At 70.2% G+C, this 22,188-nt stretch carries 20 protein-coding genes; 11 read left to right on the forward strand and 9 right to left on the reverse strand.

Annotated elements, in window-relative coordinates; all coding sequences use genetic code 11:
* Positions 1 to 5 precede the first annotated feature (5 nt).
* The 3 genes from ACIA5G_RS29560 (at position 6) to ACIA5G_RS29570 (ending at position 3,755) form a co-directional block, all read left to right on the forward strand.
* A complete protein-coding gene (locus ACIA5G_RS29560) occupies positions 6 to 1,730 on the forward strand; it encodes a cation acetate symporter (RefSeq protein WP_395928930.1) in 1,725 nt (574 codons plus the stop codon).
* 70 nt (positions 1,731 to 1,800) lie between these two features.
* Positions 1,801 to 2,151, forward strand: a complete 351-nt coding sequence (locus ACIA5G_RS29565) for a DUF485 domain-containing protein (RefSeq protein WP_395928932.1) — start codon at positions 1,801 to 1,803, stop codon at positions 2,149 to 2,151.
* The gene (locus ACIA5G_RS29570; protein ID WP_395928934.1) at positions 2,148 to 3,755 is read left to right on the forward strand and encodes a cation acetate symporter; all 1,608 of its coding nucleotides are present in this window, start codon (positions 2,148 to 2,150) and stop codon (positions 3,753 to 3,755) included. The genes ACIA5G_RS29565 and ACIA5G_RS29570 overlap by 4 nt, the downstream gene beginning before the upstream one ends.
* Positions 3,756 to 3,826: 71 nt before the next feature.
* On the opposite strand, the gene ACIA5G_RS29575 is transcribed toward ACIA5G_RS29570, so the two are convergent.
* A complete protein-coding gene (locus ACIA5G_RS29575) occupies positions 3,827 to 4,564 on the reverse strand; it encodes an isocitrate lyase/phosphoenolpyruvate mutase family protein (RefSeq protein ID WP_395928936.1) in 738 nt (245 codons plus the stop codon).
* Positions 4,561 to 5,022, reverse strand: coding sequence for a carboxymuconolactone decarboxylase family protein (locus ACIA5G_RS29580; protein ID WP_395928938.1), 462 nt, complete (start codon positions 5,020 to 5,022; stop codon positions 4,561 to 4,563). Before ACIA5G_RS29580 ends, ACIA5G_RS29575 begins: the two co-directional genes overlap by 4 nt.
* Before the next feature lie 46 nt (positions 5,023 to 5,068).
* Here ACIA5G_RS29580 and ACIA5G_RS29585 point away from each other — a divergent pair, with 46 nt between their 5' ends.
* Positions 5,069 to 6,451 carry a PLP-dependent aminotransferase family protein gene (locus ACIA5G_RS29585; RefSeq protein WP_395928940.1) on the forward strand — a complete coding sequence of 461 codons (1,383 nt, stop codon included), beginning with the start codon at positions 5,069 to 5,071 and terminating at the stop codon, positions 6,449 to 6,451.
* Between the two features lie 10 nt (positions 6,452 to 6,461).
* Here the strand turns inward: ACIA5G_RS29585 and ACIA5G_RS29590 are convergent, their stop codons facing one another.
* The 5 genes from ACIA5G_RS29590 to ACIA5G_RS29610 form a co-directional block, all read right to left on the reverse strand.
* Entirely contained in the window at positions 6,462 to 8,030 is a 1,569-nt protein-coding gene (locus ACIA5G_RS29590; RefSeq protein WP_395928942.1) for a hypothetical protein, read from the reverse strand.
* Positions 8,027 to 10,027, reverse strand: a complete 2,001-nt coding sequence (locus tag ACIA5G_RS29595; protein ID WP_395928944.1) for a hypothetical protein — start codon at positions 10,025 to 10,027, stop codon at positions 8,027 to 8,029. The genes ACIA5G_RS29590 and ACIA5G_RS29595 overlap by 4 nt, the downstream gene beginning before the upstream one ends.
* 290 nt (positions 10,028 to 10,317) lie before the next feature.
* Positions 10,318 to 11,043: a peptidylprolyl isomerase gene (locus ACIA5G_RS29600; RefSeq protein WP_395928946.1), complete on the reverse strand. Its 726-nt coding sequence runs from the start codon at positions 11,041 to 11,043 to the stop codon at positions 10,318 to 10,320.
* Between the two features lie 275 nt (positions 11,044 to 11,318).
* Positions 11,319 to 12,284: a methylmalonyl Co-A mutase-associated GTPase MeaB gene (meaB, locus tag ACIA5G_RS29605; protein WP_395928948.1), complete on the reverse strand. Its 966-nt coding sequence runs from the start codon at positions 12,282 to 12,284 to the stop codon at positions 11,319 to 11,321.
* The gene (locus tag ACIA5G_RS29610) at positions 12,285 to 13,472 is read right to left on the reverse strand and encodes an acetyl-CoA C-acetyltransferase (protein WP_395928950.1); all 1,188 of its coding nucleotides are present in this window, start codon (positions 13,470 to 13,472) and stop codon (positions 12,285 to 12,287) included. It lies immediately after the preceding gene.
* A gap of 137 nt (positions 13,473 to 13,609) precedes the next feature.
* Here ACIA5G_RS29610 and mce point away from each other — a divergent pair, with 137 nt between their 5' ends.
* On the forward strand, positions 13,610 to 14,065 hold the full coding sequence (mce, locus tag ACIA5G_RS29615) for a methylmalonyl-CoA epimerase (protein ID WP_395928952.1): 456 nt from the start codon (positions 13,610 to 13,612) through the stop codon (positions 14,063 to 14,065).
* 141 nt (positions 14,066 to 14,206) lie between these two features.
* Here the strand turns inward: mce and ACIA5G_RS29620 are convergent, their stop codons facing one another.
* Complete coding sequence (locus ACIA5G_RS29620) at positions 14,207 to 14,779, reverse strand: TetR/AcrR family transcriptional regulator (RefSeq protein ID WP_395928954.1); 573 nt, start codon at positions 14,777 to 14,779, stop codon at positions 14,207 to 14,209.
* Positions 14,780 to 14,807: 28 nt separating this feature from the next.
* A complete protein-coding gene (locus ACIA5G_RS29625; protein ID WP_395928956.1) occupies positions 14,808 to 15,176 on the reverse strand; it encodes an SPW repeat protein in 369 nt (122 codons plus the stop codon).
* Between the two features lie 196 nt (positions 15,177 to 15,372).
* Here ACIA5G_RS29625 and ccrA point away from each other — a divergent pair, with 196 nt between their 5' ends.
* The 6 genes from ccrA to rfbH all read left to right on the forward strand — a co-directional run bounded on the left by ccrA (position 15,373) and on the right by rfbH (position 22,128).
* On the forward strand, positions 15,373 to 16,713 hold the full coding sequence (ccrA, locus tag ACIA5G_RS29630; RefSeq protein WP_395928958.1) for a crotonyl-CoA carboxylase/reductase: 1,341 nt from the start codon (positions 15,373 to 15,375) through the stop codon (positions 16,711 to 16,713).
* 197 nt (positions 16,714 to 16,910) lie between these two features.
* Positions 16,911 to 18,125, forward strand: a complete 1,215-nt coding sequence (locus tag ACIA5G_RS29635) for a chromosome segregation protein (RefSeq protein WP_395929280.1) — start codon at positions 16,911 to 16,913, stop codon at positions 18,123 to 18,125.
* 93 nt (positions 18,126 to 18,218) lie between these two features.
* Complete coding sequence (locus tag ACIA5G_RS29640) at positions 18,219 to 18,671, forward strand: universal stress protein (RefSeq protein WP_395928960.1); 453 nt, start codon at positions 18,219 to 18,221, stop codon at positions 18,669 to 18,671.
* Positions 18,672 to 18,674: 3 nt separating this feature from the next.
* Positions 18,675 to 19,790: an adenylate/guanylate cyclase domain-containing protein gene (locus tag ACIA5G_RS29645; protein WP_395928964.1), complete on the forward strand. Its 1,116-nt coding sequence runs from the start codon at positions 18,675 to 18,677 to the stop codon at positions 19,788 to 19,790.
* 107 nt (positions 19,791 to 19,897) lie between these two features.
* The gene (locus ACIA5G_RS29650) at positions 19,898 to 20,566 is read left to right on the forward strand and encodes a DUF402 domain-containing protein (protein WP_395928966.1); all 669 of its coding nucleotides are present in this window, start codon (positions 19,898 to 19,900) and stop codon (positions 20,564 to 20,566) included.
* 242 nt (positions 20,567 to 20,808) lie between these two features.
* Positions 20,809 to 22,128: a lipopolysaccharide biosynthesis protein RfbH gene (gene rfbH / locus ACIA5G_RS29655; protein WP_395928968.1), complete on the forward strand. Its 1,320-nt coding sequence runs from the start codon at positions 20,809 to 20,811 to the stop codon at positions 22,126 to 22,128.
* Positions 22,129 to 22,188 lie beyond the last annotated feature (60 nt).

The raw sequence follows: 22,188 nt of genomic DNA on the forward strand, positions 1-22,188 counted from the left end.
CGCTAGTGGGGGTCGCGCTCGCCGTCGCGCCGGTTGTGCTCGTGACGCTCCTGATCGGCATCCGCGGGGTCGCCGCGATGCGCACGACGTCGGACTTCCTGGTGGCGTCCCGCCGGATCTCTCCGTTGGTCAACTCGGCGGCGGTCTCCGGTGAGTACCTCAGCGCGGCGTCGTTCCTGGGCGTCGCCGGGCTGGTCGTCAAGGACGGCATCGGGGCGCTCTGGTACCCGGTCGGCTTCACCGCCGGGTACATCGCGATGCTCGTGCTGGTCGCGGCGCCGATGCGGCGGTCCGGCGCGCTGACCGTCCCGGACTTCGCCGAAGCCCGGCTCAACTCCCCCGCGTTACGCCGCCTCGCCGCCGTTGTCGTGCTGGTGATCGGCACCATCTACGTCGTCCCGCAGTTCCGCACCGCCGGGCTGGTGCTCACCGCCGTGGGCGGCACCCCGTACTGGGTCGGTGTTGTGCTGGCCGGTGCCGCGGTCAGCATCACGCTGGCGCTGGGCGGGATGCGTGCGGCGACGTACGTGCAGGCGTTCCAGTTCGTGTTGAAGCTGCTGCTGTTCCTGATCCCGGCCATCTGGCTCGTGCTGCAGGCCGGCGCGGTCAACCGGGCCGACGCCGTGAACCCCGTCGAGTTCACCCACTTCGCCCGCGAGACGCCGGTGAAGTTCGAGGTCGACGTCACCATGGAGATCCGCGAGCCGACCGCCGTCCGCCGCAACGGCGTGCCGGAAACCCTGGCCCCGGGCGAATTCACCGCGCACAGCCAGGACCAGGTCGTGTTCGGCGAGGGCACGGCGGTCCCCGCGGTCCGCGGCGGCGCACCCCTCGGCGGGCACGACTGGCAGCGGCCGCTGCTCGACCTCGGCGACCAGGGTTACCCGCTGCTCGGCACCTGGGCCGTGCTGATCGCGACGATGCTGGGCACCATGGGCCTGCCCCACGTGCTCATGCGCTTCCACACCAGCCCGGACGGCCGCGCCGCACGCCGCACCGCCGCGATCACGGTGGCACTGCTCGGAATCTTCTACCTCTTCCCCGGGGTTTACGGCGTGCTCGGCCGGGTGCTCGTGCCCGGACTGTACCTCTCCGGCGCGACCGACACCGTCGTCGTCGCGCTGCCGTACCAAGTGGACAGTGGCTGGGCGGGCGGCCTGTTCACGGCGTTGCTGACCGCGGGCGCGTTCGCCGCGTTCCTGGCGACGTCGCTCGGCCTGCTGCTGGTGATGTCCGGCGCGATCGCGCACGACCTCGTCCCCGGCGGGCTGCGGCGGCTGCGGATCGCGGTGTTCGGCGTCGCCGGGGTGATGGTGCTGCTGGCGCTGCGCTCGGCCGAGCTCGACGCCGGGGTGCTGGTCACGTGGGGCTTCACCGTGGCCGCGTCGACGTTCTGCCCGCTGCTCGTGCTCGGCATCTGGTGGCCGAGGCTGACCGCGGCCGGTGGGATCGCCGGGGTGCTGACCGGGCTCGTCGCGTCGTCCGGCTCGATCCTGTTCGCCCTCGCCGGGCCGCCGCTGCGCGGCTGGGTGGCGATCTTGGTGCAGCAACCGGCACCCTGGTCGGTGCCGCTCGCATTCGGCGTAATGGCGCTGGTCTCGCTACGGGGCCGGCCCCCGAGCTGGTCGACGGCGGCCATGCTGCGCCTCCACCTGGACGAACCCCGTTCGACCGGACCGCGTGACCGTTCGTCAACCGTTCGTCGTCTGGCCCGGCTGTTGAGCCGCTGAATCTTCACGCGGGACTCACACGTCCCTACGGTGTCGCACGTCACTTTCCGCAACGTCGCAGGGAGCAGCGATGAGTACGACGGACACCGGCGGCGGGCCCCCGGACACGTCAGAGACCATCTGGGAACGGGCGCACGAAAGCACCGAGTTCCGCGAGCTGCGCAGCCGTCTGCGCCGGTTCGTCTTCCCGATGACGGCGGTCTTCCTCCTCTGGTACCTGCTGTACGTGCTCCTCGCGGACTACGCGCACGGCTTCATGAGCACCAAGGTGTTCGGCAACATCAACGTCGGCCTGATCTTCGGCCTGCTGCAGTTCGTCTCGACGTTCGTCATCACCGGGCTCTACGTCCGCTACGCGAACCGCAAGCTCGACCCGGTGGCCGAGAAGATCCGTGAAGACATCGAGAAGGAGCAAGCATGAGTGCGCTCGCCGCGAGCGTGGAGGGCAGCAACCCGCTCCTCAACATCGGCATCTTCGCCCTCTTCGTGATCATCACGCTGATCATCGTCTTCCGCGCCAGCCGCAACACGAAGACGGCGTCGGACTACTACGCCGCCGGCCGCGCGTTCACCGGCCCGCAGAACGGCGTCGCGATCTCGGGTGACTACCTGTCGGCGGCGTCGTTCCTCGGCATCGCGGGCGCGATCGCCATCAACGGTTACGACGGCTTCCTCTACTCGATCGGCTTCCTGGTCGCGTGGCTCGTCGCGCTCCTGCTGGTCGCGGAACTGCTGCGCAACACCGGCAAGTTCACCATGGGCGACGTGCTCGCGTTCCGCATGAAGCAGCGCCCGGTGCGGGCCGCGGCCGCGACGTCGACGCTGGCCGTCTCGTTCTTCTACCTCCTGGCGCAGATGGCCGGCGCGGGTGGCCTGGTGGCACTGCTGCTCGGCGTCGAAGGTTCCGGTGCGCAGGCCCTGGTCATCGCCGTCGTCGGCGTGATCATGATCGCCTACGTCCTCATCGGCGGCATGAAGGGCACCACCTGGGTGCAGATCATCAAGGCCGCGCTGCTGATCGTCGGCGCGCTCGCGATGACGCTGTGGGTGCTCGGCAAGTACGGCTTCAACTTCTCCAGCCTGCTGCAGGCCGCCGTCGACAAGGCGGGCAAGGCCGGCGAGACGCTCCTCGGGCCGGGCAAGCAGTACGGCGCCACCGGAACGTCCAAACTGGACTTCCTGTCCCTCGGCATCGCCCTGGTGCTGGGCACCGCCGGCCTGCCGCACGTCCTGATGCGCTTCTACACCGTGCCGACGGCCCGCGACGCGCGCCGCTCGGTGGTCTGGGCGATCGTGCTGATCGGCGTGTTCTACCTGTTCACGCTGGTGCTGGGTTACGGCGCCGGTGCGCTGGTCGGCCCGGACGTGATCAAGAAGGCGCCGGGCGGGGTGAACTCCGCGGCGCCGCTGCTCGCGCTCGAACTGGGCGGGCCGGTGCTGCTGGGCCTGATCTCCGCGGTCGCGTTCGCCACGATCCTCGCGGTGGTGGCGGGCCTGACGATCACGGCGTCCGCGTCGTTCGCCCACGACGTCTACGCCAACGTCGTCAAGCGCGGCAAGACGTCACCGGATTCCGAGGTCAAGGTCGCCCGGCTCACCGCGGTGGTGATCGGCGCCCTCGCGATCGGCGGCGGCATCCTGGCCAACGGGCAGAACGTCGCGTTCCTCGTGGCGCTGGCCTTCGCGGTCGCCGCGTCGGCGAACCTGCCGACGATCCTCTACTCGCTGTTCTGGAAGCGGTTCAACACCCAGGGCGCGCTGTGGTCGATCTACGGCGGCCTGGCCATCACCGTCGTGCTGATCGTGTTCTCGCCGGCGGTGTCCGGCAAGCCCACGTCGATGTTCAAGAGCGCGGACTTCGCCTGGTTCCCGCTGAGCAACCCCGGCATCGTCTCGATCCCGGCCGCGTTCATCCTGGGCTGGCTGGGCACGGTCCTGTCGAAGGAGCACAACGAGAAGAAGTACGCCGAGATGGAGGTCCGCTCCCTGACCGGTGCGGGCGCCGAGAAGGCTGTCGCGCACTAGCGGCACCGACACCGAAGGCCGTCGCGAGGGTGTTCCCGATCCCCTCGCGGCGGCCTTCGGCCATTCCCCGGTCAGTACGGCAGCTTGCCTTCGGCGACTCCGGCGAGCGTCGCCCCGAGCTGCTTCCGGGCGTACTGCCACAGCCCGCCACCCAGCGAGATCCGGGCGACACCCAGCCCGGCGAGCCCGGCGAGGCCCGGGCCACCCGGCCACGCGGCCGAGTTGACGGCGCCGCCGACCTCCCGCACGAACTCCGCGATCAGGTCCGGCGCGCCCAGGTGGATCGGGTAGACGCAGTCGGCGCCCGCGTCGAGGTAGGCCTTCGCCCGGGCGATGCCATCGGCCAACGCGTCCTTGGCGTCGACGCCGCGGAAGGAGTCGACGCGGGCGTTGATCACCAAGCCGTCCCCCGCCGCTTCGCGCAGGGCGGCGATCCGTTCCGCCTGCTCGGCGACCGGCCGCACGGCGCCGGTGGTGTGGTCGGTGTCCTCGAAGTTGCAGCCGACCGCGCCGGCGTCGAGCAGCCGGCCCGCCAGCTCGGCGCCGGACAGGCCGTAACCCGACTCGGCGTCGACGGTCACCGGGATGCCCACCGCCTTGGCGATGCGCGCGGCGGCGGCGAACATCTCGTCGGCGGGCGCCTGCTCACCGTCGGCGAACCCGAGCGCGGCGGCCACGGCGACCGAGCTGGTCGCCACGACCGGGAACCCGGCGGCCTCGACGAGCTTCGCGGTGTCGGCGTCCCACGCGTTCGGCAGCACCAGCGGCTTGCCCGGAACGTGCAGCGCCTTGAGCGCGGCGGCGCTCAAGCGTCCCGCTTCGGCAGCGGCGTGTGGCTGGTGATGGTCATCCGGTTCCAGCTGTTGATCGCGATGACCTCCCACGCGACCGCGCGGTACTGCTCCTCGGTGAACACCCGCGCCGCCTCTTCGTAGACGTCGTCGGGCACGGTCTGCGTCGCGGCCAGCTTCGTCATCGCTTCGGTGAGGGCGAGGGCGGCCTGCTCCTGCTCGGTGAACAGGTCCGTCTCGCGCCAGCCGTCGAGCACGAACAGCCGCCGCGGCGACTCACCCAGCTCGAGGGCGTCGCGGGAGTGCATGTCGAGGCAGTACGCGCAGCCGTTGATCTGCGACGCGCGGGTCTTCACCAGTTCGAGGAGTTTCGGGTCGAGCCCGGCGTTGGCGCCGGCCTTGTTCACCTCGGCCTGCAGGTTGGCCATCGCCTGGTAGAGCTCGGGGGCGCCCCCGAGTCCGATTCGCTTCGTCATGCCGTCCACGCTAGCCCGAACTGGTCCACGGGTATGGTCCAGTGACATGACGGATTCGTGGTCCAGTCCGGGCCTGGACGTCCACCTCGGCTGGGACCCGGCAACCGGCCGCGGCGGCCTCGCGGACGCGATCCGCACGGCCATCCGGGACGGCCGGTGGCAGCCGGGCGCGGCAGTGCCGTCGACCCGTTCGCTGGCCCACGACCTGGGCGTCGCGCGGGGGACGGTCACCCGGGTGTACGCCGACCTCGCCGCCGAGGGCTACCTGCGCACCGCCCAAGGCGCGCCGACGCGGGTGGCGACCGCGGGTTCGCTTCCCCAGTCCGCGCCGCGGCCGGCGCCCCGCGAGCCGGCGCCGCGCTGGGACCTGCGGCCGGGCCGCCCGGACCTGACGGCGTTCCCCCGCCAGGCGTGGATCACCGCGACGCGGCGCGCGCTGCTGCGGACGCCGGCGGCGGCGTTCGGTTACGAGTCGGAGCTGGGCGCGCCGGAGCTGCGTGACAGCCTCGCCAGTTACCTCGCCCGCGCCCGCGGGGTGGTCGCCGACCCGGCGCGGATCGTGGTGTGCCAAGGGTTTTCCCACGCCGTCGCCGTGTTGTCGCGGGCGCTTTTCGGGTTGGGCGTCGGCGAAATGGCGTTCGAAAACCCTTCGCTGCGGTTCTACCGGTCGATCGCGGCGGCCCAGGGCCCGCGGGTCGCCGGTGTGGACGTCGACGATCAGGGCATCAACGTGTCCGCTTTGGACAGTCCGGCGGTGGTCGTCACGGCGGCGCACCAGTACCCCACCGGCGTCACGCTGGCCCCGCCGCGCCGGGCGGCGCTGGCCCGCTGGGCCGGTGATTCGGGCGCGTTCGTGTTGGAGGACGACTACGACGGCGAGTTCCGCTTCGACCACCAGCAGGTCGGGGCGCTGCAGGCGCTGGCGCCGGAACGGGTGATCTACGCGGGAACGGCGAGCAAGACGCTGGCCCCGGCGCTGCGGCTGGCGTGGCTGGTGCTGCCGAGGTCACTGGTGGAGCCGGTCCGCGCGGCGATGGCCGACAGCGGTTCCCGCCCGGCGGTGCTGAGCCAGCTGGCCCTGGCCGAGCTGATCGACTCGGGTGCGTACGACCAGCACATCCGCCGCAGCCGAGCCGAGTACCGCACCCGCCGCACCCGCCTCCTGGCGGCCCTGCCGGACACGGTCCGCCCCCAGGGCATCGCGGCCGGGCTGCACCTGCTGCTGATGCTCCCACCGGACGGCCCCTCCGAGGCGACGGCCCTCGCGGCCTGCCGCCGCCGCGCGATCGGCATCGAAGGCCTGAACGGGTACTGGATGGACTCAAACCGCCCCGGCGGCCTGATCGTGGGTTACGCGGCAGCCCCGAAGCACGCCTTCGCCGGCGCAACCCAAACCCTCGTCGAAGCCCTCTGGGAAATCACCGCCTGACCCACCCCGTTTACGCCGTCGTCGAGGACCAGTGTCCAAGCCAGTACTCCCTCCACACCACGGTGACTTCGTGGATGTTCGTGGCTTTGCGGTCGTCGTCCAGCTCGGCCTTCCACGCGTCCTCGAGTCCTACGCACAGCCTTGAGGGCTCCGACTCGAGCGACCTGCCCTCGAAGATCTCCGAGACCACACTGACCGGGAGCGAAAACTTTCCCTTCCCCCGCAGAATCGAGTTCCCGAGATCACGGCAGATCAGGTACTCCAAGTTCGGCAGGCCGTGCTCCCCGTCTCGAAAGCCCATCCGTTCGAAAGCTGCACGCAGGGTCCGGACAGCGGTCGCGATGCCGCTGTCGGTCCGCTCCATCTGCCAGGAGATCCAGATCGCCAGTCGTCGCTGCTGAGTCGGCCGGCCCACGGCCAGCGGCGGCCCGACCAGGGTCTGGTAGTCACCGGCACGTTCGCGGAGACGGTCTTCGCGAACGACGGCGTGGGGCCCTTCGGCGAGACCACGAAGTGCGGCGGTGATGGCTGAGCGCGGATCTTCGCCGCGACTGAACTGCAAGGGAAGCTGACTGCGCTTGAGCTCCGGCACGAGGCCGAGCTGCAGGTGGATGAACGCGAGGTCGTCGAGCAGCGTGACCGATGCGCTGACAATCCCTACGTCCCGGAACTCTTCCAGCATCGAGACGATGGCGCTGGTCGACCCGACCCTCGCCGGCCCGACGAACGTCACGGGCAAGATGGTGGCGATACGGCCCTCGCGCCGCACCCGGCCATGCCGGGATCTACGCCCGTTCCGCGGTGGATGGTCACGCACGACGAACCAGTTCCCCGTGCGGAAGCCGGGTCGGGTGTCAGCCAGCCACAGGCGAAACCCTCGCTCGTCGCAATATCGGACGACCCGCTCGGCCAGTGTGATGTTCGTCTGGGCGTTCGGCCGGCTCAGCGCGATCGAGAACCGGACCGCGAGGGACGACGAACGGGGAACACGGTAGTTCTCGGGTTCCCCGGCAGCCTCGAGCGGCAACTGGACCGGACACTGGATCGACAGGAGCGGCGCCTCGACGACGTCCGCCGCCAGCTGACTGATCGCGGCGATCAGCTCCTTGACCTGAAGGCCGTGGCTCAGCTTCGCGGGGTTCGTCCGATCGGCAATGGCGATGATTCCTTCGAACTTTCGATCGGACTCGGCCAAGAAAGTGAGATTGGGACGAGCGGTTCCCCGGAAAAGGTAGTGGTCTTCCTCTTTCTTGAAGTAGAGCCGTGGTTCCGAGCTGCTTCCGCGCTCCCTGATCCGCAACCGGGCCGGTGGACCGTCCGTTCGCGTGCCGATGACGAGCCCGACCCCGTTGGCACTCGACGAAAGGGTTTCGAGGAAGAACCGGGACTTCTTGCCCTTCTTGCCTGCTCCGCGGTCGCCCGCCACCAGACTGAAGAGATAACCGGGACGGTCGACGATGTGGTGGACTTCAAACTCGACTTCGGTCAACGGTTGGCACAGAGACCAATAGCCCGCACGAGCCAGGGCCGCCAGAGCCTTCACCGAACGGTCCTCTTCACCTGCGCTGGGTTCGGTCATGACAGGGATCCGGACGATGGGAAAACGACGTCCGGTTCGCGTACGTTGCCGGCAGAGTCAGCTCTGCCGTCGACCCAGTGCGGTGCGCCGATGAGATGGAGCTTTTCCGGCATGGTCGCCTGGTTCTTCCGGTAGTTCCACGCCGCGACGAGCGGCGCCAGAAGGACGACGCTCGCCAGCGCAGGCAGCACCGTCGCAAGGAAGAACGCGACGAGTACCAGCCCGGGATCGAGGTTCGCCGCGATCGCGGCGCACAGGATAGCCATGCAACCGATGCACAGGTGGGCGGCGAGCCTGGGAAGCGCCCGTAGCTGGCCGGCAATCGAGTGCCGGTCCGGCAAGGGCAGCCGGGTGTACAGGAAGCCTGGCACGAGGAGCAGGACCGCGATGAGCGCGCCGGGGTTGGTGATGGTCTCCAACCTCGCCCCGCCGGATCCCCAGTAGGGCCACCAGTCGCCGACCGCGAATGCGGCCGTGGCGTACGAGATCGCCGCGACACACAGGGCGTACCAGAAGACGGTCGCGGGACTCGAGGGAGTCGAGTCCCGGAGCGAGATGCCCGCGCTGGTCGTCTGAGCTCCTCCCGCGGACCGCGAGACCCGCCGACGCCAATAGACGCTGCCCTGGTTGCTCACCGGAACGTCGGTCGCGAGATCGCGTCCCAGTTGCAAGGCTTTCAGCTCACCAGAGGCCTGTATCAACGTCGTCGGGCTGACCAAGCGGTGCCGAACCAGGGAGTCGTCGTCGTGCGCGGCACCTTCGACCGGAGTCGCTTCGCCGGATACAGCGGCCCAGCTCAGGTCGACGGTGCCCGGCAGTCGATCGTCGTTGAGGTCGAACCCCGCGTACCCGGCGTCCCAACGGCGCCGTCGCAGGAGATCGGCCAGCCGGCGCAAGGTCACCTGCGTCTGCAACTCCATGATCCGCCCACTGGGATCCGCAGTCGGCTTGCCGCTTCGCTCCCGGAGCCGGTCGCTCAGCACTTCCATGTCCCGCGTCAGTTCGCCGGCCAGGGCCTCGTCCGCATCGGTGGAAAGGTACATGTGTTCGATGTCGACGCCGGGCTCGGTCTCGACCACAAGGTGGTAAGAGCGCAGCCCGGCGGGGATCGTTCCTTCGTAGCGGACCAGGTAGCCACGGCTGCTGGTTCGCAGACCGGCCAGCCACGACCACTGTCTCGGCTTCCGCGCGTTCAGCGGGGAGTCGTAGGTGAGCAGATGCTCGTCGGCTCCCCGATCGAGCGCCACGACCAGCAGGTAGTTGTTCACAGCGACGTGCAGGAGTTCGAAGTAGTCGGACAGCTGTTCGCGGTAGGTCTCACCGAGCAGGCGGAGGATCGTTTCCCGGCTCTCTTGACCTTGGCCCGCCACCATGCCTTGCGTCGTACCCCGCGTCGTGGGCTGAAGACGGCCGCTTCGGTCCGTGAGCAGCGCGAGCAGTGCCGCCTGGATCAGCCAGCGCGGCTCGTGATCCTGGTACAACAGGCTTCCCAACGGCGTGTCCCGCTGGGCTTCCGGCAGCCCGGTGAGGATTCCCCGAAGCAGTCGGTAGAGCCCCGAGGCCAGCAGCCACGACGTCTCGTACTGCGTCAGCCGGGGAAGCTTCCTGCCCGATGCGTCCCGCACGTCGACGGGCGCCGCCGTGCGGGCGATGGTAGCCATCGGGACCCACAGTTCGTACGGCCGCTCCCGGCGGACGAGGCTATCGCTCCGCCTGCCCTCCAACAGGGCGTGTCCGGAGATTCCGCGGAACAGGTCGGACGCTCTGACCTGACCTTCGTCGAGCATCCCCAGTCTGATGTCGACCTCGGTGGTGCGTAAAGCAACCCGGTGCTCCACCAGGGAGATCCGTTCGGTCAGCCGCCGGACGTGGTTGAGCCGCAGTGCGGTGTCCAGGAACGACAGGCCGACCGCAGCGCCGTCCAAGGACAGTCTGGGCGGCGCTCCCGGGACCGGAACGGCCCGGATAGCCTCCGCCAGCAAATCGAACCCGTCCACCGGCATACCCCCATCCGATTCCCGCGGTAACACTCCCGCTCAGGGCAAGTGCCCGGACGAGCGCCGTCTCCGAATTCGATGAAAATGGGGATTCGCGCGCTATATAGACGATGCTACCTTCGGAAAATGGCAATAGGAGTGACAAAAATCGGCCAGACGTGAACTGTGAACCGTTCTCGGCCGGCTCCTGAAAGCAGGTCACGCAGCCGACATTTGCCCGCAGAGGGCCACGTCGCCTCCGAAACCCGCTCGAAGGCGGGATTCCGAAGGCGACGTTACCGCCGAGTACGTCAGAACCAGCAGTCCGGCCGGACGCGCAGGAGCTCCGTCCGCAGCACCGGTGTCCCGTCGACCGGTGCCGGGTCCTCCGCCGTCGGCTGGATCCCGCCGGCCGCGACCTTGTCCAACGTCTTCAACCCTTCCGGCCCTACCGTGCCGAACACCGTGTAGTTCGGGCGCAGCGCGGAATCGCCGTACACGACGAAGAACTGGGAACCGTTCGTGTCCGGGCCCGCGTTCGCCATCGCCAGCAACCCGCGCGCGTACACCTTGCGCGCGCCGGTCGGGTCGGTCGGGGACGGCGGAAGGTCCACCGGCAGCTCGTCCTTGTACTTGTAACCCGGCCCGCCCTCGCCGGTCGCGCTCGGGTCGCCGCACTGCAGCACCTTCAGCGTGGGGTACGACGTCAGCCGGTGGCACACCGTGTGGTCGTAGAACCGGTGCCGCGCCAGGTGCAGGAAGCTCTGGACCGTGCACGGCGCCTTCGCGCGGTCGAGCCGCAGCGGCAGCGCGCCCTGGCTGGTCGGGATCTCGACGCCGACCTTGCCGTGGCTCGGCGTGTGACGCGGGTCGGGCGGCAGCGGCACCGGGCGCGCGGGCGGTTCGTCCGGGGTCTCGGTGTACTGGCAGGGCCCGTGCGTCGTCTTCGGTGGCGGCGCGTCGGCCGCGGTGGCGACGCCGTTGCCGGCCACGAACAACGCGCCTGCCGCCAGCGCCGTGACGAGTGTCTTCTTCATCCTGCACGCCCTCCCAGTGATCGCCCGGTTCCGGAGCGCCCCGCAGTCTAGGGCCCGCCACCGACAGCCAGAACCGGCGAAAGTCGCCCATGTCACACGGTCGGGTGAACCCCGGCCCCCGCGGCCGGGCAGCACCCGAAAACTGTCGGACCTCCCGAGCACGATGTCGATCAAGCGGCAAACCCCGCACGACGAAGGGAGCAGTCATGAAGCGAAGACCCGTTGCGGCGGCACGGTTCTTGCTCGGGCGGATCACCAAGGCGATCCGGAACGCGCTAGCGCCGCAGGTCCGCGATCAGCGCGTCGGCGGCGGCGAACGGGTCGATCTCCCGCGCCACCACCCGCTCGGCCACCTCGGCCAGCCGTCCCCCGCCGCGCAGGTCTGCCAGCTCGGCGCGCAACCGCCGCACGGCGATGGCCTCGACCTCGTCACGGGCCCGGGCCGCCCGGCGCCGGGCCAGCTCGTCGTGCGCGACCAGCCAGTCGTGGTGCGAGGCCAGCGCGCTGACCACCTCGTCAACACCCTCGCCCTTCGCCGCGACGGTCCGGACGATCGGCTGCCGCCAGCTCGGCCCGCGGATCTCCCGGCGGGCCAGCGAAATCATCTGCTTGAGGTCGTGCACCGTCGCGTCGGCGCCGTCCCGGTCGGCTTTGTTGACGACGAAGATGTCGGCGATCTCCAGCACACCCGCCTTCGCGGCCTGGATCCCGTCGCCCATGCCCGGCGCGAGCAGCACCACCGTGGTGTCGGCCAGCTTCACGACGTCCACTTCGGACTGACCGACGCCGACGGTCTCGATCAGGACCACGTCGAAGCCGGCGGCGTCGAGCACGCGCACCGCCTGCGGGGTCGCCCACGAGAGCCCGCCGAGGTGGCCGCGCGTGGCCATCGAGCGGATGAACACGCCGGGGTCGGTGGCGTGCTCGGTCATCCGGATCCGGTCACCGAGCAGCGCCCCGCCGGAAAACGGCGAAGACGGGTCGATCGCCAGGACCCCGACCCGCTTGCCTTCGGCGCGCAACGCGGTGAGCAGCGCCGACGTCGAAGTCGACTTGCCGACGCCGGGTGGCCCGGTGAGCCCGACGACCCGGGCCCGCCCGGTGTGCGGCGTCAGCGCCCGCGCGATCTCCGCGACGCGCGGGTGGGCGTCCTCGACGAGCGACAGCAGCCGCGCGACGGCACGCGGCTGCCCGTCCCGCGCGCGGCCGACCAGGTCGTCGAGGTCGAGTGGTGCGGTCACTTACGCGGACGGCACCCGCAGCAGCAGGGCGTCACCCTGGCCGCCGCCACCGCACAGCGCGGCCGCGCCGAGGCCGCCACCGCGGCGGCGCAGTTCGTGGATCAGGTGCACGGCCAGCCGCGCGCCGGACGCGCCGATCGGGTGGCCGAGGGCGATGGCGCCGCCGTTGGCGTTGACCTTCTCCGGGTCGAGGCCGAGCTTCTCGGTCGAGACGAGCCCGACCGCGGCGAAGGCCTCGTTGATCTCGACGAGGTCGAGCGCGTCGGCGGTGAGGTTCGCCTTCGCCAGCGCGGCGAGGATGGCGTTCGACGGCTGCTCGTGCAGGCTCGCGTCCGGCCCGGCGACCACCCCGTGCGCGCCGATCTCGGCGATCGCGGTGAGGCCCAGCTCCTCGGCCTTGGCCTTGCTGGCGACGACGACCGCGGCGGCGCCGTCGGAGATCTGGGAGGCCGAGCCCGCGGTGATGGTGCCGTCGGAGGCGAAGGCGGGGCGCAGCCTGGCGAGGCCTTCGGCAGTGGTGTCGGCGCGGACACCCTCGTCGGTGTCGAAGACCACCGGCTCGCCCTTGCGCTGCGGGATGGAGACCGGCGCGATCTCGTCGGCGAAGTAGCCGTTCTTGATCGCCTCGGCGGCACGCTGGTGCGAGCGGGCGGAGAACGCGTCCTGCTGCTCGCGGGTGACGCCGTAGCGGGAGTTGTACTTCTCCGTCGAGGCGCCCATGGCGACCTGGTCGAAGGCGCAGAAGAGACCGTCGTAGGCCATGTGGTCGACGAGGGTGGTGTCGCCGTACTTGAAGCCGGAGCGGGACTTCGGCAGCAGGTGCGGCGCCTGGGTCATCGACTCCTGGCCGCCGGCGACCACGATGTCGAACTCGCCCGCCCGGATCAGCTGGTCGGCGAGCGCGATGGCGTCGAGGCCGGAGAGGCAGACCTTGTTGATCGTCAGCGCGGGCACGCTCATCGGGATGCCCGCGGCGACCGCGGCCTGGCGGGCCGGGATCTGGCCGGCGCCGGCGGTGAGCACCTGGCCCATGATCGTGTACTGCACCGCGTCCGGGGAGACCCCGGCGCGTTCGAGGGCCGCCTTGATCGCGACCCCGCCGAGCTGTGCCCCCGTGAAGTCCTTGAGGGACCCCAGCAGGCGCCCGATCGGTGTACGGGCGGCACCCAGGATCACGGAACCGGACACGGCGTCCTCCAAGCATCGGCGCATGGGCAGTTTTTTCGACCATACCCGGGAGGTGGCCTTCTTGATGGAGCCAGTGTGAGCCGTGGCACGCCACGATTCCGGCTCGACGCCATGGCGCGGGCCCCTATCCTGCCTCCATGAATGACGCCCTGCGGCCGTTCGTGACGGCCATCGACCACGTCGGCATCGCGGTTCCGGACCTGGACGCGGCCATCGAGTTCCACCGCGCGCACTTCGGCCTGGAAGTGGCGCACGAGGAGGTGAACGAGGAGCAGGGAGTGCGGGAGGCGATGCTGCGCGCGCCCGGCACGGCGGGCACGGAGACGCAGATCCAGCTGCTGGCGCCGCTTCGCGACGACTCGGCGATCGGCAAGTTCCTGGCCAAGAGCGGGCCTGGGCTGCAGCAGCTGGCGTACCGGGTGTCCGATGTGGACGCCGCGGCGGCGGCGCTGCGGGAGCAGGGCCTGCGGATGCTGTACGAGGAGGCGAAGCGGGGCACGTCCGACAGCCGGGTGAACTTCGTCCACCCGAAGGACGCCGGCGGCGTGCTGGTGGAACTGGTGGAGCCGGCGAAGGGCGGCAGCGCGCACTGACCTGACGACTCCGGCGCGACGGACCCGCACGTCCGTGACAACAACGGACCCCGGGCAACCCCGGTTCCGGAAACGGCGGCTCGGCGGACAACCCCGGGCAACCCCAGTCACGGCCGGGCGCAACCCCTACGCGATCGCGGGTTAAGCGGGGGCCACTTTCGAGGCGAGGGCGTCGGCGATGAAGGTCAGTTCGCCGTCGAACTCGGCGGGGAGGTCGTCGTCCGAATGGCGGGCCGTCGCGTGGCGGTGGCTGACCGCTCGGGCCAGCAGGCCGGACGCGCGCTCGACGTCGGCGGTCGGGAGGCCGCCGCCGGTGGCCGCGACGATCACCGCGCGGACCTGGCGGACGAGCACCTGGAAGCGCTCGTGGAGGGCGTCGCGGACGGCGTGGTGGGTGTCGGCCTCGCGCCACAGCAGGTGCGAGAGGCCGAGTGACCGGCTGAAGCGGTGGTCGAGCTCGCGGACCAGCCGCCGGAGGCTGCCGGCGAGGTCGCCGGGGACGACGACCACGGCCGGCTCGATGCGCTCGTCGGGCAGCCGCTCGACGAGCGCGGTGAGCAGGTCCGACTTGTGCCGGAAGTAGTAGTGCACCAGCCCCTTCGGCACCCCGGCCCGCTCCGCGACGCGGGAGGTCGGGGTGGCGTCGAAGCCGGACTCGGCGAAGAGCGCCTCGGCGGCGCAGAGAATGCGCTCCTTCGCCGAATCCTCGGTCATTCCGGTGCCTCCAGGGTCGGTCGAACCGTCAGTGCTGGCCTGCGGTGCGGTGCGCGGCCGTCGCGACCGGCATCGCCGCCGCGCCGGCGATGACCGTCAGCACCCCGGCGATCCAGGACGTCCAGGACGCGCCGTTGAACTCGGTGTACCCCATCACCCACGGCGCGATGAAGAACAGCACGCCGAGCGCGATCTGGATGCCTTCGCCGTAGACCATGCCCGGCATCGCCAGCGAAACCAGGCCGTCGAGTGCGATCAAGGCGCCCAGGACGACCATCGTCCACATCGCGGTCGAGTCCGTGCTCAGCCAAAGGGGTGAAAGAGCGGCGACCACGCCGATGACGACCTCGGCCCAGTCGTGGGGCCGGGTCCAGGCGCGTGTAGAGACTTCACTCATTCGTGCTCACCTCCGTCGGTGAAACTGCTGGTCGGGTGGGTGTTCCCAGCACCGATGATCCGCTTGACTGGCCAGCCGGTCAAGATTGATGCGTCACAGTTCGAGGTGTAATCGTGCTGCTCGTCTCGTACAGTTGTGCCCGCGAGTTACCGGCGAGTAATTTCTGCCGCCAACGCCGTTGACCCCGGAGGAATCAATGACGCAGCTCCGCGAGATCCAGCAGGCCATCCTGAACGGCGAGTCCGCCTCGGTCGGCTCGTTGCCCGTGCCCGAGAGCTACCGCGGGGTGACCGTGCGGGCGGACGAGGTCGACATGTTCGAGGGCCTCGACAGCCGGGACAAGGACCCGCGCAAGTCGCTGCACGTGGACGACGTGCCCGTCCCGGAGCTGGGGCCGGGTGAGGCGCTGGTCGCGGTGATGGCGAGCGCGATCAACTACAACACCGTGTGGACGTCGATCTTCGAGCCGATCCCGACGTTCAAGTTCCTCAAGAAGTACGGGAAGCTCTCGCCGCTGGCCAAGCGGCACGACCTGCCCTACCACGTCGTGGGCTCGGACCTGTCCGGCGTGGTGCTGCGCACCGGCGTCGGCGTGCACAACTGGAAGCCCGGCGACGAGGTGGTCGCGCACTGCCTGAACGTCGAACTGGAGAGCCCCGACGGGCACAACGACACGATGCTCGACACCGAGCAGCGGATCTGGGGCTTCGAGACGAACTTCGGCGGCCTCGCCGAGATCGCGCTGGTCAAGGCCAACCAGCTGATGCCGAAGCCGGACCACCTGACCTGGGAGGAGGCCGCCTCCCCCGGGCTGGTCAACTCCACCGCCTACCGGCAGCTGGTCTCGCGCAACGGCGCGGACATGAAGCAGGGTGACGTCGTGCTGATCTGGGGCGCCTCGGGCGGCCTCGGCTCCTACGCGACGCAGTACGCGCTGAACGGCGGCGCGATCCCGGTGTGCGTCGTGTCGAGCCCGGAGAAGGCGGCGATCTGCCGGAAGCTCGGCGCCGAGCTGATCATCGACCGCAGTGCCGAGGCCTACAAGTTCTGGAAGAGCGACACCGAGCAGGACCCGAAGGAGTGGCAGCGCTTCGGCGCGAAGATCCGTGAGCTGACCGGCGGCGACGACCCGGACATCGTGTTCGAGCACCCGGGCCGGGAGACGTTCGGCGCGTCCGTCTACGCCGCGCGCAAGGGCGGCACGATCGTCACCTGCGCGTCCACCTCGGGCTACATGCACCAGTACGACAACCGCTACCTGTGGATGAACCTGAAGCGGATCATCGGCTCCCACTTCGCGAACTACCGCGAGTCCTGGGAAGCGAACCGGCTCATCTCGAAGGGGCTGATCCACCCGACGCTGTCGAAGACGTACTCGCTCGAAGAGACCGGGCAGGCCGCCCTCGACGTGCACCGCAACGCCCACCAGGGCAAGGTCGGCGTGCTCGCGCTCGCCCCCGAAGAGGGTCTCGGCGTCCGCGACGAGGAGAAGCGCGCGAAGCACATCGAGGGGATCAACGCCTTCCGCGGCGCCTGAGCCGCGCCTGAGCCGCGCCTGAGCCGTGACGACGAGGCCGGATCCGGGTGTCGGGAAGCACCGGGGTCCGGCCCGATCCGGCAAGATCCAGTCGCCGCATCACACGGCACGTTCGGCGCAGGGCCCGGGTGCTCACCCTTCCGTGACCCGGCTGCGACTACGGTAGGCGCATGAGCCTTGGCGATGAACGGGAGCTTGTGCCGCTGGGAGCCGGCTTCGACGTGGCGAAGCGGGGATACAGCCGAGCGCAGGTCGACGAGCACCTCGAACGGCTGGACGCCGATCTGAAGATGCTCACCGCGGATCGGGACGCCGCCATCGCGCAGGCCGGTGACCTGGCCCGGCAGCTGGAGATCGCGCGCGGGGAGATCGCGGACCTGCGCGGGCAGGTCGACCGGCTGGCCCAGCCGCCCACCAGCGTCGAAGGCCTGTCCGAGCGGCTGCAGCGGATGCTGCGCCTCGCGCAGGACGAATCCGCGGACACGCGCGCCCGTGCGGAAGCCGAGGCCGGGCACATCCGGGCCAAGGCCGAGACGGACGCGAGCGCCATGCGCGCCCGCTACGAGCAGCTGCTCACCGAGCTCGACCTGCGCCGCAAGGAGATGGAGGCGGAGCACCGCAAGGTGCTCGAGGACGCCCGCGCGCAGGCCAAGGAGATCACCGACAAGGCCGAGGCCGAGCGCAAGCGGCTCGACACCGAGTCGTCGGACCGCCGGACGAAGGTCGAAGAGGACTTCGAAATCGCGATGGCCTCGCGCCGCACCGAGGCGATGCGGGTGCTGGCCGAGCAGGAGGCCGCGAGCAAGGCCGAGGCCGCGCGCCGCGTCCAGGAGGCGACCCAGGACGCCGCCGACATCCGCGCGAAGATCCTCGAAGAGGAGAAGACCACCAAGGCCGAGATCGACCGCCGGCAGCGGGAGTCGGTCGCGGACGCGAACAAGCGCCGTCAGGACTCGATCAACGAGGCGAACGCCCGGCTCGCGGAGGCCGCCGACGAGGCGCGCCGCCGCGTGACGACGGCGACCGAGGAGTCGAACCGGCGGATCACCCAGGCGAACGAGCGGGTCGACAGCCTGCGCAAGGTGCGCGGCGGGCTGGCCGAGCAGGTGCGCGCGGCGCGGGCGGTGCTGGCCGAAGCGCACACCGTGCTCGGCGACGACGTCAAGGTGCCCGCGGACGTCACGACCGATCTGAAGGCCGAGGACCTCAAGGCCGAGAAGCCGGCCGCCGACACTGGGAAGACGACGCCGGTCGGCGACGTCGAGGAGACGATCCGGATCAAGGCGTCCGACGTGCCGAAGCCGCAGCCGGGCCACAAGCCGACCGCCAAGCCGGCCGTCAAACAGGCCCCCAAGCCGGCTCCGAAGCCCAGTCCGCGGCCGAGCGGAGCGCAGAAAGCGACTGGCGAGTAACCTTCCACCCGACACGAGCGCGGACGAGCCTGTGTGGTCGGTACCGACCGGCTATCGTCCCTGCTCACGCGGGATCACCTGGAGGTTTTGCGCATGGGTGCGGCATATCGGACCGTGGTGGTGGGCACGGACGGCTCGGAGTCCTCGTTCGCGGCGGTGGACCGCGCGGCGGCGGTGGCCGGCGACGCGGGGGCGACGCTCGTCATCACGTGCGCGTTCTACCCGGCCAGCAAGTCCGACGTCGACAAGGCCCAGGACGTCCTGGGCGACGAGGCCTACCAGGTCGTCGGCTCGGCGCCGGCCGAGGACACGCTGCAGTCGGCGCGTGACCGGGCGGTGCGTGCGGGCGCGGAGAAGATCGACACGGTCGCGGTGAAGGGCGACCCGGTCGACTCGCTGCGCAAGGTGGTGCACGAGCGCGAGGCCGACCTGCTGGTCGTCGGCAACCGCGGCCTGAACACGATCGCGGGCCGGATCCTGGGCTCGGTGCCGTCGGAGGTGGCGCGCAAGTCCGGCGTGGACGTGCTGATCGTCCACACGACCTGAGCCGTGACCGATTCGAGCGACGAACTTCAGCAGCGGCTCGAGCGGATCCTGCTCGGCGGCCGGCGGAAGTACACCCGGCTCGAAGTGGCCGAACGAGCCGGCGTGCCCGAAGAGCGGTCGCGCCGGCTCTGGCGTGCCCTGGGGTTCGCGACGGTCCGCGACGACGAGGTGGTCTTCACCGACGCCGACGTCGAGGCGATGCGGACCGCGGACCAGCTGGTGCAGTCGGGGCTGATCGACCCGAGCATCGAGGTGTCGGTGACCCGCGCGCTCGGCCAGCACCTGTCGCGGCTGGCCGAGTGGCAGGTCGACATGCTGTGGGAGCTGATCAAGGCGCAGCCCGAGCTGGGCCGCAGCGAGCGCCAGGTGGCCCGGCTGGTCGACCGGCTGCTGCCGGAGCTCGAGCGGGTGCAGAACTTCGTCTGGCGGCGGCACCTGGCCGCGTACGCCGGCCGGGCGTTCGCCGCGCCGGACGAGAACCTCGAGACGCGCACCGAGATCGTCGGCTTCGTCGACATGGTCGGCTACACCCGCCTGACCCGCCAGATCGACGAGGACGAGCTGAGCCGGGTGCTCGACGCGTTCGAGCTGCTCGCGACGGAGACGATCGCCGAGCACCACGGCCGGGTGGTGAAGATGATCGGCGACGAAGTCCTGTTCGTCGCCGACTCCGCGACCGACGCGGCGGAGATCGCCCTGGCCCTGACCGAGCGCACGTCGGCGGACGAAACCCTGCCCTCGGTCCGCGCCGGCATGGCCTCGGGCCGCGTCCTCAACCGCTTCGGCGACGTCTACGGCTCGGTCGTCAACCTGGCCGCCCGCCTGACGTCGGTGGCGCGCCCGGGCACCATCCTGGTCGACCGAGAACTGGCCGCGGAGCTGGCGGACGAGAAGGCGTACGAGCTGCGCGTCCGCCGGCCGGTCACGGTTCGCGGTTACAACCGCCTCCGCCCGGCGGCGCTGCGGCGCGCTCGCGACGTGCCGACCGGCGCCTTCGCCTCGTCGCAGCACCTGGCGGCCGAAATGCTGGGCCTCACCGAATCCGTGGCTCCCGAGGACGACACGGGCGAAGACGCGGTCACGGCCCGGCCGCGCCGCCGTCGCCGTCGCATCCTTTGAGGACCGAGCGCACGAAACGAGACGCCTCCCGGGAGCTCTTCACGCGACCGTTGTGGAGTGGTCCCTGCCCGTGACGGGCAAACCGCACGACCTCGGGAGAGATGCTCATGAGCAACCCGCACCGGCTGACTGCGGGCTCGGTTGTCGTCCGGCGTTATTTCCGCGGGCCCCACCTCAACATGGCCCAGGCCACGAGAGTGGTGCAGCGATCGGCGGAAGGGCTCCTCCTCTGGGTCCCGGTCGGCGCGGGCTTCGCGACCCGCTACCACGCCGACGGCACGGCCATGCGCGAAGAGCCGATCGAGGTCGTCGGGGCCGGGCGGCTCGCGGTGAGCTCGTGGCGCGAACGTGACGTCCTGATGCTGGTGCGGCCGGGCCGGTCGCACTCGGTGTGGTGGTTCTTCGACCGCGGCCGGTTCGACGGCTGGTACGTCAACCTCGAGCAGCCGCCGACGTTCTGGGAAGACGGGACGACCGTCGGCTTCGACACGATCGACCACAGCCTCGACCTGCTCGTCGCGCCCGACCGGACGACGGCGTGGAAGGACGAGGACGAGTTCCGCTGGGCGACCGGCCAGCCGGGCTACTGGTCGGCCGAGTTCGGCCGCACCGTGCTCGCAGAGGGGTGGCGCGTGCGCCGCCTCGCCGCCGCGGGGCAGTTCCCCTTCGACGGGACGTGGTGCGACATCCGGGTGGATTCCCCGCCCCCGCCGCGGCTGGAGGGTGACGCGTGGAGCGAACGCCCGGCGGCGTGGGCACTGCGCGCCGCAGCGTGATGAGGACCGGTTATCCCGCAACAGAAAAGATGCGGGCGGGGTGGCCGCAACCGGGAAGACGACTCGCGGGTGGCCGGCACGACACCGTGGCAGGGCGAACACCCTGCCCAGAACCGCTCCCGCCCGGAGGTGTGCTGCATCGAGCGTCGTCAAGGCAGTGCCACCGTGTTCTTTCCTTTTCGCCACTCCTAGGCCGAGGGATTCCGATCCATGCATGTCGCGTTTGTAGCGGGAGGACATAAATGAGCGACCGCAAGGACAAGCTGCTCGACGACGTGGCGAAGTACCACACGGATGTGAGCAGGGCGCAGCCGTTCGTTCCCGGCCACACCGAGATCTGGCCCGCCGGCGCCGTGCTGGACGCGGCGGACCGGACGGCGCTGGTCGAGGCGGCCCTCGACCTGCGGATCGCGCACGGGGTCTCGGCGTTCGAGTTCGAGGCGAAGTTCGCCCGCCGGATCGGGACGCGCAAGGCGTTGCTGACCAACTCCGGCTCCTCGGCGAACCTGCTGGGCATGACCGCGCTGACCTCGCCGCTGCTGGGCAAGCGCCGGCTGCGCCCGGGGGACGAGGTCGTCACCGTCGCCGCGGGCTTCCCGACCACGGTGAACCCGATCGTGCAGAACGGCATGGTCCCCGTCTTCGTCGACGTCGACCTGGGCACCTACAACACCTCCGTCGAGCGGGTCGCCGCCGCGATCGGCCCGAAGACGCGCGCGATCGCCTTGGCACACACACTCGGCAATCCCTTCGCCGTCAAGGAAATGGCGGAGCTGGCCGCCGAGCACAAGCTGTTCTTCCTGGAGGACAACTGTGACGCCGTCGGGTCGCTCTACGGCGACCGGCTGACCGGCACCTTCGGCGACGTCGCCACCACCAGCTTCTACCCGGCCCACCACATCACCATGGGCGAGGGCGGGTGCGTGCTGACCTCGCGGGTGCTGCTGGCGAAGATCGTGGAATCGTTGCGGGACTGGGGCCGCGACTGCTGGTGCGCGCCCGGGGCGAGCAACACCTGCTGCAAGCGGTTCGACCAGCAGAAAGGCCGGCTCCCGGCCGGGTACGACCACAAGTACGTCTATTCCCACGTGGGATTCAACCTCAAGTCGACCGATATCCAGGCCGCGCTCGGATTGACGCAGCTGGAAAAGCTGGACTGGTTCACCGCCGCCCGGCGCGCGAACTGGGCTCGCCTTCGCGCCGGCCTGGAGGGCACCCCGTATCTGCTGCTGCCGGAAGCGACCCCCGGCAGCACCCCGTCGTGGTTCGGTTTTGTGCTGACGCTGACCGAAGATGCGCCGTTCTCCCGGCGCGAGCTGATCCGGTTCCTGGAGGAGCGGAAGATCGGCACCCGGCACCTGTTCGCCGGCAACCTCACCCGCCACCCCGCCTACCAGGGGGTGAACTACCGCGTGGTCGGGGAGCTGACCAACAGCGACGTGATCACCGAACGGTCGTTCTGGGTCGGGGTGTACCCGGGGCTGACGGAGGAGATGATCGACTACATCGCCGCCTCCGTCCGGGAATTCGCCGAAACCGGGGGCAGACCCACCACGGCTTGACCAGGGGCCCGCGGCAAATCGTGTTCCGGCCGGTATTAGTCATGCCCGAAGACGTGGGTT

The sequence above is a fragment of the Amycolatopsis sp. NPDC051758 genome, from assembly GCF_044453095.1.
Classification (GTDB): Bacteria; Actinomycetota; Actinomycetes; order Mycobacteriales; family Pseudonocardiaceae; genus Amycolatopsis.

What these genes read in the sequence shown, in the direction of transcription:
- ACIA5G_RS29565 (WP_395928932.1), top strand. Translation starts at nt 1,801, where the DNA reads ATGAGTACGACGGACACCGGCGGCGGGCCCCCGGACACGTCAGAGACC.
- ACIA5G_RS29570 (WP_395928934.1), top strand. Translation starts at nt 2,148, where the DNA reads ATGAGTGCGCTCGCCGCGAGCGTGGAGGGCAGCAACCCGCTCCTCAAC.
- ACIA5G_RS29580 (WP_395928938.1), bottom strand. Translation starts at nt 5,022, where the DNA reads ATGACGAAGCGAATCGGACTCGGGGGCGCCCCCGAGCTCTACCAGGCG.
- ACIA5G_RS29585 (WP_395928940.1), top strand. Translation starts at nt 5,069, where the DNA reads ATGACGGATTCGTGGTCCAGTCCGGGCCTGGACGTCCACCTCGGCTGG.
- ACIA5G_RS29590 (WP_395928942.1), bottom strand. Translation starts at nt 8,030, where the DNA reads ATGACCGAACCCAGCGCAGGTGAAGAGGACCGTTCGGTGAAGGCTCTG.
- ACIA5G_RS29600 (WP_395928946.1), bottom strand. Translation starts at nt 11,043, where the DNA reads ATGAAGAAGACACTCGTCACGGCGCTGGCGGCAGGCGCGTTGTTCGTG.
- mce (WP_395928952.1), top strand. Translation starts at nt 13,610, where the DNA reads ATGAATGACGCCCTGCGGCCGTTCGTGACGGCCATCGACCACGTCGGC.
- ACIA5G_RS29620 (WP_395928954.1), bottom strand. Translation starts at nt 14,779, where the DNA reads ATGACCGAGGATTCGGCGAAGGAGCGCATTCTCTGCGCCGCCGAGGCG.
- ACIA5G_RS29625 (WP_395928956.1), bottom strand. Translation starts at nt 15,176, where the DNA reads ATGAGTGAAGTCTCTACACGCGCCTGGACCCGGCCCCACGACTGGGCC.
- ccrA (WP_395928958.1), top strand. Translation starts at nt 15,373, where the DNA reads ATGACGCAGCTCCGCGAGATCCAGCAGGCCATCCTGAACGGCGAGTCC.
- ACIA5G_RS29640 (WP_395928960.1), top strand. Translation starts at nt 18,219, where the DNA reads ATGGGTGCGGCATATCGGACCGTGGTGGTGGGCACGGACGGCTCGGAG.
- ACIA5G_RS29650 (WP_395928966.1), top strand. Translation starts at nt 19,898, where the DNA reads ATGAGCAACCCGCACCGGCTGACTGCGGGCTCGGTTGTCGTCCGGCGT.
- rfbH (WP_395928968.1), top strand. Translation starts at nt 20,809, where the DNA reads ATGAGCGACCGCAAGGACAAGCTGCTCGACGACGTGGCGAAGTACCAC.